This window comes from Clostridioides sp. ES-S-0048-02, from assembly GCF_020658495.1.
In the GTDB taxonomy this organism is placed as follows: domain Bacteria; phylum Bacillota; class Clostridia; order Peptostreptococcales; family Peptostreptococcaceae; genus Clostridioides.
Window position 1 is genome coordinate 77,130 of sequence record NZ_JACVWH010000013.1, and the last position, 10,555, is coordinate 87,684.

At 29.9% G+C, this 10,555-nt stretch carries 11 protein-coding genes; all 11 read left to right on the forward strand.

Translation table 11 applies throughout. From position 1 onward, the window contains the following. Positions 1-9 precede the first annotated feature (9 nt). Positions 10-345 (forward strand): hypothetical protein, encoded by a 336-nt coding sequence (locus tag IC173_RS15365; RefSeq protein WP_227851887.1) that lies wholly within the window; start codon positions 10-12, stop codon positions 343-345. A gap of 52 nt (positions 346-397) precedes the next feature. Next, positions 398-1,012 (forward strand): sigma-70 family RNA polymerase sigma factor, encoded by a 615-nt coding sequence (locus IC173_RS15370; protein ID WP_227855815.1) that lies wholly within the window; start codon positions 398-400, stop codon positions 1,010-1,012. A 29-nt stretch (positions 1,013-1,041) separates the two neighbouring features. Then, positions 1,042-1,608 carry a DUF2815 family protein gene (locus IC173_RS15375; protein WP_227855816.1) on the forward strand — a complete coding sequence of 189 codons (567 nt, stop codon included), beginning with the start codon at positions 1,042-1,044 and terminating at the stop codon, positions 1,606-1,608. Further along, on the forward strand, positions 1,608-4,493 hold the full coding sequence (locus tag IC173_RS15380) for a DNA polymerase (RefSeq protein ID WP_227855817.1): 2,886 nt from the start codon (positions 1,608-1,610) through the stop codon (positions 4,491-4,493). The genes IC173_RS15375 and IC173_RS15380 overlap by 1 nt, the downstream gene beginning before the upstream one ends. Positions 4,494-4,504: 11 nt before the next feature. Beyond that, a complete protein-coding gene (locus tag IC173_RS15385) occupies positions 4,505-6,922 on the forward strand; it encodes a virulence-associated E family protein (protein ID WP_227855818.1) in 2,418 nt (805 codons plus the stop codon). Between the two features lie 280 nt (positions 6,923-7,202). After that, on the forward strand, positions 7,203-7,529 hold the full coding sequence (locus tag IC173_RS15390) for a VRR-NUC domain-containing protein (protein ID WP_227855819.1): 327 nt from the start codon (positions 7,203-7,205) through the stop codon (positions 7,527-7,529). Beyond that, positions 7,478-8,848, forward strand: coding sequence for a DEAD/DEAH box helicase (locus tag IC173_RS15395; protein WP_227855820.1), 1,371 nt, complete (start codon positions 7,478-7,480; stop codon positions 8,846-8,848). Before IC173_RS15390 ends, IC173_RS15395 begins: the two co-directional genes overlap by 52 nt. A 23-nt stretch (positions 8,849-8,871) precedes the next feature. Beyond that, complete coding sequence (locus IC173_RS15400; RefSeq protein ID WP_227855821.1) at positions 8,872-9,009, forward strand: hypothetical protein; 138 nt, start codon at positions 8,872-8,874, stop codon at positions 9,007-9,009. Continuing rightward, complete coding sequence (locus IC173_RS21020) at positions 9,002-9,481, forward strand: sigma factor-like helix-turn-helix DNA-binding protein (protein WP_227855822.1); 480 nt, start codon at positions 9,002-9,004, stop codon at positions 9,479-9,481. The genes IC173_RS15400 and IC173_RS21020 overlap by 8 nt, the downstream gene beginning before the upstream one ends. A 136-nt stretch (positions 9,482-9,617) precedes the next feature. Beyond that, the gene (locus IC173_RS15410) at positions 9,618-9,815 is read left to right on the forward strand and encodes a hypothetical protein (RefSeq protein ID WP_227855823.1); all 198 of its coding nucleotides are present in this window, start codon (positions 9,618-9,620) and stop codon (positions 9,813-9,815) included. A 150-nt stretch (positions 9,816-9,965) separates the two neighbouring features. Then, a partial coding sequence (locus IC173_RS15415; protein ID WP_227855824.1) for a BRO family protein occupies positions 9,966-10,555 on the forward strand: 590 nt, incomplete at its 3' end.

Sequence of the window (10,555 nt, forward strand, 5' to 3'; positions counted from 1 at the left end):
GTGTATTATATGTCATTAGATGAAGCTACAAAAGATAAATTGGAAGAGAGTATAAGTTTGATTTTAGACTTAAAGGAAAGAAAAAAGAGTATTGAAGAAAATTTGGTTTATGAAAAAGACAACTTGTTAGATATGTTAAAGAGATTAAATATTACAGAGTATAATTCAGTAGAAGAAAATGCAAAAGCTATAGTAATGGATTTTAAAAGAGAAAGTTTAATAAAAGATAAAGTGATGTCAACTTTCTTTGAAGTGAATGACAATCATCTTGATAGAGTGTATATACCAGAACATATAAAGGTTAGTCCAGTATGCTTTGTATCAGTAAGAGTAAAGGATAATTAAAAATATTTAATTCCTAGTAGCTATAAAAAGTATAAAAAGGGGATATAGTTTTATGGATAATCAAGAAATAATTAAACTAGTACTAGAATTCAAAAATGGAAATGAATTAGCATTTGAAACATTACTAAGAGAGTTTGATAAAGAAGTAAAGATAACAACCAATATATTGTTAAAAAACAATAAAAATAAAACTTATATAGATAAAAATAAAACTTATATAGATAAAGATGACTTAATTCAATCTGGATATATTGGAATATATGAGGGGATAAAAAATCTGAAGACAGAAGGAGAGACTTACCCTAAAGCATATTTTAAGAAATGTATTAGATACAAAATGTATGCTTATATTAAAAGTCAGTTGAGAAAAAAACATACATTTTTGAATGAAGGAATTTCTATAGAACCAAAACATTATGAAGTACTGTCTAATGGCAATACACTAGTAGAAGATGAAGTAATAAACACATATATTTCAAAAAAAGTAATTAATTATATTAATTATTTACCAGAAAAGCAACAAAAGGTAATGAGATTATATGCAGAAGGTTTTGAGGTTATACAGATATCTAAACTATTAAAATATAAAAGAAAAAATGTAGAAAATGGGGTATACAGTGCAAAAAAGAATTTAAGAGAATTATGTTTAGATAATATCTATTTATAAAATATAAAAATATTAGGAGGAAGAAAATTATGAGCAATTCAGTACAATCAACAAAGGTGGTAACAGGAAAGGTGAGATTAAGTTATTGTAACATCTTTAAAAGTAGAGCAATGGTGGAAGGTGCAGAACCTAAGTATTCAGTTTGTATTTTAATACCAAAATCAGATAAGGTGACTTTAGGAAAAATAAAGAAAGCTATTGATGCAGCCAAAGAACAAGGTAAAACTTCTAAATGGGGTGGAAAGTTACCAAGTAATTTAAAAACACCTCTTCGTGATGGAGATGACGAAAGAGCTGATGAAGCAGAGGAATATATAGGAATGTATTTTCTAAATGCAAATAGTACTCAAAAGCCAGGAGTAGTTGATAAAGACTTAAATGAAATATTAGATAATACAGAAGTATATAGTGGTTGTTATGGAAGAGTTAGTATAAACTTTTTCCCATATAATAGTGCAGGAAATAAAGGAATAGGTTGTGGGTTGCAAAATGTTCAAAAGTTAGCAGATGGAGAAGTACTTGGAGGAGCTAGAGCTAGTGCAGAAGCAGATTTCTCAGATGATTTTGAAGATGAAGAAGAGGACTTCTTAAGTTAATGAGAACATTATCAATTGATATAGAGACATATAGTGATTTAGATATAAAAAAAGTTGGAGTCTACAGATATGTAGACTCTACTAATTTTGAGATACTGTTATTTGCCTATGCTTTTGATGAAGAAGAAGTAAGAGTTATTGATTTAGTAAATGATGAAGAGTTACCAAACGAAGTAATAGAAGCTTTAAAAGATAACACTATTATAAAATCAGCATTTAATGCTAACTTTGAAAGAATAGCAATAAGTAAATTTTTGGGCATTGATTTAAAACCAGATGAGTGGTCATGTACAATGATAAAAGCTTTAACACTGGGACTTCCAGGAAGCTTAGATAGTGTATCTAAGGCTTTAAAGTTTAATGAAGATAAGCAGAAAATGAAAGAAGGTAAGTCATTAATACAATATTTCTGTAAGCCTTGTAAAGCTACAAAAACTAACAAAGGAAGAACTAGAAATTTACCAATACACGATATGGAAAAGTGGAATAAATTTAAAGAATATTGTAAGCAAGATGTTGTAGTTGAAAGAGAAATAAGAAATAAACTTAGCAAGTATAAAACCTTTGAAAGAGAAATTAAATTATGGTATTTAGATCAGAGAATTAATGATACTGGTATTAAAGTGGATACAGAGTTAATAGAGAATGCAATAGAATGTGATAAAAGATATACTGAAAAACTTACAAAAGAAGCAATTAAAATAACTGGTCTAAATAATCCAAATAGTCCAGCTCAATTAAAAAAATGGTTAAGTGATAAAGTGGGCTTTGAAGTTACAAGTCTAACAAAAGAAAGTATTCCAGAAATATTAAAACAAGTTGAGGATGAAAATGTAATTAGGGTTTTAGAGCTTAGAAAATTAATGTCCAAAACCTCTATAAAGAAGTATGAGGCTATGAAATTAGCTAAAGGTAATGATAATAGAGTAAGAGGTCTGCTACAGTTTTATGGGGCTAATAGGACTGGTAGATGGGCAGGAAGATTAGTACAAGTACAGAATTTACCACAAAATCATATAGAAGATTTAGACCTAGCTAGAAGTCTATTAAAAGAAGGTGACTTTGATTTAATAGAGCTTTTATATGATAGTGTACCAGATGTCTTAAGTCAATTGATAAGGACAGCTTTTATACCAAGTGAAGGTCATAGATTTATAGTATCAGATTTTAGTGCAATAGAAGCTAGGGTTATAGCTTGGCTTGCTGGTGAGAAGTGGAGGCTGGATGTGTTTAATTCTCATGGAAAAATATATGAAGCAGCAGCTAGTCAGATGTTTAAAGTTCCAATAGAAAGTATTAAAAAAGGTTCTGAGCTTAGACAAAAAGGTAAGATTTCAGAGTTAGCTTGTATTGCTGAAGGTGAACTAGTTCTTACTAATAAAGGATTAGTTCCAATAGAGAATATCACCTTAAAACACAAATTGTGGGATGGAGAAAACTGGGTATCACATGAGGGGGTAATTTATAAAGGGATGAAGGAGGTTATAGAGTATGAAGGACTTAGAGCAACAAAAGACCATATTGTATGGATTAGAGAAAAACCATATCCAATATCATTTGAAAAAGCAGCCACAAGCGGCTCACATCTCTTACAAACAGGAAATGGTAGGAGAACAATATGGATGGGTAAAAATTATAAGTCCAGAAAAGCGTTGGAATGCAAATTGGAACCACTGTTATGTGTTAGTTCAATGTATAAATTGCAAAGAGGTAAAATGGATTTCTTTAAGCAGTATAAAACGTGGAAAATCAAAAGGATGCCAAAAATGCTCTCAACCAAGAAGAATACCAACATGGCTGAGCAAAAGGCTAGCAGCTGCAAAACAAAGATGCGAAAATCCAAAAGACAAAGGGTACCCAAAATATGGTGGAAGAGGAATAGAGTTTCAATTTGGTTCAGTATTAGAAGCAGGACTTTGGATTATGGAAAACTTAGAAAATGTTACAAGAGATATGGAAATGGACAGGATAAATACAAATGGTCATTATGCAAAAGGAAATATAAGATTTGTCAAAAGGGAAGTGAATCAAGGGAATCGAAGATTAACCGTTTTGTCAGATTGGAGACAAAACGAATGGCCATACTCAAGAGGAGTAGTAACAAGAATGTTATCAACAGGAATGACAAGAAAAGAGATAATCGAATCAGCACAAAATGCTGTGATACACAAAAGAAAAAAATGGAGATTAATACAAGCAAGGTTAGAGTTTATGACATCAGAAATGCAGGAAGGAACAATCGTTTTACCGTATCGAACTGTTTAGTTCATAACTGTGGATATGGTGGGAGTGTAGGGGCTTTAATTTCTATGGGAGCTATTAAAATGGGGCTTAAGGAAGAAGAACTTCAACCTATTGTTACTGCATGGAGAAATGCTAATCCAAATATAACTAAGTTTTGGTGGGATGTAGATAAGGCTACTAAAAAAGCTATAAAAGATAGGACTATAGTAGAACTTCAACATGGGATTAAATTTATTTATAATCCAGGAGTTTTATTTATAGAACTCCCAAGTGGTAGAAGATTATCCTACTTAAGACCTAAGATAGAACCTCATACTACGTTTAGTGGGGATAAGATAACATATGAAGGCATGGAACAGACAAGTAAACAATGGAAAAGAATAGATACCTATGGACCTAAATTAGTTGAAAATATTGTTCAAGCTACAGCTAGAGATTGCTTAAGAGAAGCTATGTTTAATATAACAGATGCAGGTTATGACATTGTAATGCATGTACATGATGAACTTGTACTTGATGTAGATAAAAAATATGGCTCTTTGGAAGAAGTTAACAGAATTATGGGAAAAGAAATCTCTTGGGCTAAAGGACTCCCACTTAAAGCAGATGGGTATGAATGTGATTATTATAAGAAAGACTAGGTGATTAATTTATGGATGTAAAGGCCAGTGAAATTGAACACATAAATGTAAGACATGATGGCCAACTCATGCTGGCCACAGGAAAAAGTAAGTTAGAAACTCATTGGAAGAATAAAAGTATTTTATGGTCCGAACTTGTAAATAGATTAAGTAAAACATTAAGAACTCAAGAAACATATACAGAATATAGGAAGATGTCAAAGACTGAAAAAGATAGAGTTAAAGATGTTGGTGGATTTGTAGGTGGAAGCTTAAAAAATGGAAGACGAAAAGCAGAGAATATTGCAAATAGAAGTATTATAACTTTAGATATAGATTATGCGAATAAAGATATATGGGAGGATATAACATTATTAAATGATTATGCTTGTCTTATGTATTCTACGCACTCACATACTGAGAATAATCCCAGATATAGACTTGTAATACCTTTAGCTAGACCAGTACTACCAGAAGAATATCAAGCAATTTCTAGGATGATAGCGGATGCTATGGGAATAGATATGTTTGATGATACTACATATCAACCTCATAGACTTATGTATTTTCCAAGTACTTCAATTGATGGAGACTATATATTTAAATTTCAAGATGGTGAATTTTTAAACCCAAATGAAATACTAGATTTATATTTGGATTGGACAGATGTAAGTTATTGGCCAGAAAGTTCAAGAGAGAGGCAAAAGTTTAATACACAATTAAAAAAGCAACAAGACCCTATTGAAAAAGATGGAATTATAGGTGCATTTTGTAGGTCCTACAGTATAACAGAATCCATAGATATTTTCTTAGATGAAGTATATATTCCTGGTATTGATGAAACTAGATACACGTATGCAGAAGGTAGTACAAGTGGTGGAGTAGTCATTTATGATGATAAGTTTTCCTATAGCCATCATGGTACAGATCCTGCAAGTGGTATCTTATGTAATGCTTTTGATTTAGTTAGGATACATAAATTTGGAGAACTTGATGAAGACGCTAAACCAGAAACACCTGTAAATAGATTACCTTCATTTACTCGAATGAGTGAATTTGCAAGTAGTGATACTAAAGTACGAAAGACTATAGGTAGAGAAAATATTGATAAGGCCAAAGATGATTTTGGTGATATAGATTTTAAAGATGATGAATGGTTAACTAAGTTAGAATATGACAATAAAGGAAGCTATAAGAAAACAACAAATAATATTTTAATGTTTATAGAAAATGACCCCTATTTAAAAGGAAAAATAGCTTATAATGAATTTTCAAATAGAGCTGTCGTTTTAGGTAAGTTACCTTGGAGAAGAGATGATAAATTAAATGATTGGAATGATAGTGATGATTCTGGACTTAGACATCATATAGAAACAATTTACAATATCTCATCACCATCAAAAGTAAATGATGCTCTAGTAATTGCTTTTGAAAATAATACTTTTCATCCTATAAAAGATTATTTAAATTCTTTAAAGTGGGATGGTATTAAGAGAGTGGATACACTTTTAATTGACTATTTAGGTGCAGAAGATATTCATTATACAAGAATAATAATAAGAAAAGTTTTAGTAGCAGCAGTAGCTAGAGTATTTAATCCAGGAATAAAGTTTGATAATATGATTGTTTTATCTGGTCCTCAAGGAATAGGAAAAAGTACTTTTATTAAAAAACTTGGTGGAGACTGGTATTCTGATAGTTTAACTACTGTACAAGGTAAAGAAGCATACGAACAATTACAAGGAGTATGGTTGCTTGAAATGGGTGAAATGATGGCTACTAAAAAAGCGGATATTGAGGCAGTTAAGCATTTTCTAAGTAAATCAGAGGATATATATAGGGTTGCCTATGGGAAGAGAACATCAAGGTTTTTACGACAATGTGTAGTTATAGGAACAACTAATGATAAAGAGTTTTTAAGAGATAAGACTGGTAATAGAAGGTTTTGGCCAATAGATACAGGAGTAAAGAAGAATAATAAAAATATATTTAATGGTCAACTTGATAATGAAAGAAATCAGGTTTGGGCAGAAGCATTAGAATTATATAAAGCTAATGAACCTTTATATTTATCAGATGAAGAGAAAAAGGAAGCTGAAAAACAACAAAAAAACCACTCAGAAGAAAATGCTAAATCTGGAATTATTGAAGAATATTTAAATAAACCTATTACTGAGAATTGGTATGATTTAAGTATTTCAGAAAAAAGAGAATATATCCATGGTTCAGATTTTGGAGAGTTAAAAGAAGGAATAATATTAAGAGAAAAAACATGTGTTATGGAGATATGGGTTGAGCTATTTAATGGAGAACCTAAACAACTCACGCCTATCTTATCAAGAGAAATTAATGACATATTAAAAGGTTTAGATGGGTGGGAGCCACACAGTAGTCATCTAAGATTTGGAAAAGTGTATGGTAAACAAAGAGCATATATTAGAACAAAATAGTGTCTACAAAGTAAGTTTTACTAAATTTATGTAAAATAGGTAGGTGTCTACAATGTCTACAGAAAAAATAGCTTTGTAGACACTTCTGTAGACACCTAAAATATAGATATTGCAATGTATAGAATACTAACGTCTACAATGTCTACAAAAATTATATATAAAGTAATAAAAGTAATATTAGGCATATACGTATATATATATGTATGCCTAATATGCATATATACATATATATAGACAATCTGTAGACATTGTAGACACCTAAATTTAAGGAAGTGATATTTTGTTAGAATCACGAATAGAAAAAAGACTTAAAAAAGAGATTGAGTTGTTAGGTGGAAAGGCTATGAAATTTATTTCACCAGGGGAAGCAGGTGTGCCAGATAGGATTGTCTTATTACCAGAAGGACATGTTATATTTGTAGAACTTAAAGCACCAGGTAAAAAGCCAAGAAAGCTTCAAAAGTATAAAATGCAAGAATTAAAAGAATTAGGATTTAAAGTTAAATGTGTAAGTACATTAAAAGAAATAGATGATTTTGTCAAGGAGGTTAAGGGATGGAATTTAAACCACATCCATACCAAGAATATACAATTAGAAAAACTATAGACAATAATAATATAGGTTTATTATTAGATATGGGATTGGGTAAAACAGTTTGTACTTTAACAGCTATAAATGAATTAATGTATGATTACTTTGATATATCAAAAGTTTTAGTTATAGCACCTCTAAGAGTCGCAAGAGATACCTGGAGTAGTGAAATAAAAAAATGGGAGCATCTAAAGCTTTTGAAAGTGTCTAAAGTTCTTGGTAGTAAATTAGATAGAGTGAAAGCTTTAAGTACAGACTCAGATATTTATATAATAAATAGGGAAATGGTATCCTGGATAGTAGATTTTTATAAAAGTAAATGGCCGTTTGATATGGTTGTTATAGATGAACTTAGTTCTTTTAAATCAAATAAAGCACAACGATTTAAGAGTCTAAAGAAAGTATTACCTTTAACTAAAAGAGTAGTTGGGCTTACTGGTACACCAGCACCAAATAGTTTAATAGATTTGTGGCCACAGATGTATTTACTTGATAGAGGTGAAAGGTTAGGCAAAACTATTACAGGATATAAAGAACGATATTTTGAACCAGGACAAAAAAATTATCAAACAGGAGCTATATATAATTGGCAGCTTAAAGTTGGAGCAGAAAAAGCAATACATAATAAAATAAAAGATATTTGTATAAGTTTAAAAGCAGAAGATTATTTGAATATTCCTAGAAAAATAGATAATAAAATTGAAATATACCTTGATAATAAAATACTTAAATATTACAAAGAACTAGAAAGAGAGAAGATATTAGAATTAGATAAAGACATAATAACAGCTTCATCATCAGCTGTAGTAGCAAATAAACTTTTACAATTAGCTAATGGTGCAATTTATGATAATGATAAAAGGGTAAAAGAAATTCATAGAGAAAAATTAGAAGCCCTAAAAGAAATCATAGATGTTTCAAATGGTAAACCTATTATAGTTTTTTATAACTATAAACATGATTATAGTCGTTTGATGAAAGAATTTAAGACTTTAAAACCAAGAACAATAGAAAACTCAAAAGATATACAAGATTGGAATAATGGCAAAATACAATTATTACTTTGTCATCCAGCAAGCACAGGACATGGACTTAATTTACAAGCAGGTGGAAGTATAATTGTTTGGTTTGGGTTAACTTGGAGCTTAGAACTGTATCTACAAGCTAACGCAAGGCTTTATAGACAGGGTCAAAGGGAAACTGTTATTATCCATCATCTAATCTGTAAAAGTACAATAGATGAACAAGTAATGGAGGCACTAGAGAATAAGGATAAAGGACAAAGTGCATTACTTGAAGCAGTTAACGCGAAATTAAAAGAATATAGGGAGTGAAAGTATGAAAGTAAAAAGAAAAGATGGAACTTATAAGCCCAGGTAAAATAGTAAGATGTGCTTGGTGTGGTAGAAGATTTTATAAGCTAGATAAATCTAAAGTTGAGTATTGCAGTAGAAGTTGTTCAAAGAGAGCAAGAGGGAGTGGTTTAAGTGGATAAAGAAAGTATAAAAGAAATTGTAAGAGAATTAAGAAAAGAAGAAAAAGAAAATAAAAAAAGGGAGGTCTTTCATAATACTAAACTTTTGCTTAAACATTATAATGATTTAAAAAGTCATATTGCAAATTCTATTAGTGATATTGAAGATGTTAAAAGTGATTATGATGATTTATTATGTTTAGATACAGAAGATTTATATATATTAAGTATCAAAAGAAGTAAGGCAAAAACCTTAATTATGGTTGCACATATAGATATGGCATTAGACACATTAAAAGTAACACAAAATAAGTTGCAGTCTTTAGAAAAATACAAAGCTTTAGAGTTATATTTTTTTAAAGAAAAAACTTATGAGGATATAGCAGAACTTTTACATTGTGGGGTAGCAACAGTGAGACGTTGGGTAAATGAAATGGTTAAAGAACTTGGAATATACCTATTTGGAGTAGATGGTCTAAAAATAAAACTATGATAAAATGATGATATTTTATTGTTACTTTATATAAGCTATAATGGTAGTATGAAACAAGTGTATAATAAAACCCTTAAAAAAGACTAAGTAGGGGCAACTTAGTCTTTTTTATTTTGTAAATAAGGAGAATAAAAACATGAATGATTTAAGAGGAAAGATAATAAAAGAATTAGATGAATTTAATATAAAAGCAGATGATGAATTTTTGGAATATGCAGTTGAACACATTAAAAAGTTTATAGATGAAGGTATAGATGATGAAAATTTGCTAATAAGAGGAGTTGTGCTTGGAGCAAATTATATAGTAAATATGAAAGCAAAAGACTTAGATTAGTTTCTAGGTCTTTTTTTATACAAAAATTAATAAGTTTCAGATGTCGGAGTTACCGACATCTGAAAAGGTCTATTAAAAATGCATAATATGCACTATTCGGATATGCATAATGTGCATATCTAAAATTCAAATATCCAGGAGGTTGATTTTATGAAACTAAAACTTGTTAAAAAAGGAAAATTTTTAGGGACAACATGCGACTTTTACATGAATGAAGAAAAAGAAATATTTATGAGCAGAACACAACTAGGTCATGCTCTTAAATATTCTAACCCAAGTAAAGCGATAGAAAATATACATAATAGAAACTTTGAGTATATGAGAGGAAAATCTATTGAAATAACGGGGGCTCAAATTGAGGGGTCGATATATAAAAATAAAAATGCTAAGAAAATATATATGTATAATGAAAAAGGAATCTATGCTATAGTAAGAAAATCTAATATGCCTGTTTCTGATGAATATTTTGATTGGGTATATGAAGTTATACATTCTATAAAAGAAAATGGATACTATATAGCTAATGAAAAAGATGAAGAATGGTTAGGTATAAGAGCTGAAGGTAAAAAGGTTAGAAAAGATTTTACAGATGAAATACAAGAGTTTGTTTATCATGCTACTAGTCAAGGAAGTAATAAACCTCAGATGTATTATAAACATTTTACTGAACTTGTAAGAAAAAAATTAGGTATACCAAAGGGTGTAAAAAGAGATGAGTTAAATCAAAGTGAACTGTTTGA

Excerpts from the sequence above, each read along its gene's own strand:
- IC173_RS15365 (WP_227851887.1), top strand. The coding sequence starts at position 10 with ATGTCATTAGATGAAGCTACAAAAGATAAATTGGAAGAGAGTATAAGT.
- IC173_RS15370 (WP_227855815.1), top strand. The coding sequence starts at position 398 with ATGGATAATCAAGAAATAATTAAACTAGTACTAGAATTCAAAAATGGA.
- IC173_RS15375 (WP_227855816.1), top strand. The coding sequence starts at position 1,042 with ATGAGCAATTCAGTACAATCAACAAAGGTGGTAACAGGAAAGGTGAGA.
- IC173_RS15380 (WP_227855817.1), top strand. The coding sequence starts at position 1,608 with ATGAGAACATTATCAATTGATATAGAGACATATAGTGATTTAGATATA.
- IC173_RS15385 (WP_227855818.1), top strand. The coding sequence starts at position 4,505 with ATGGATGTAAAGGCCAGTGAAATTGAACACATAAATGTAAGACATGAT.
- IC173_RS15395 (WP_227855820.1), top strand. The coding sequence starts at position 7,478 with ATGGAATTTAAACCACATCCATACCAAGAATATACAATTAGAAAAACT.
- IC173_RS15400 (WP_227855821.1), top strand. The coding sequence starts at position 8,872 with ATGGAACTTATAAGCCCAGGTAAAATAGTAAGATGTGCTTGGTGTGGT.
- IC173_RS15410 (WP_227855823.1), top strand. The coding sequence starts at position 9,618 with ATGAATGATTTAAGAGGAAAGATAATAAAAGAATTAGATGAATTTAAT.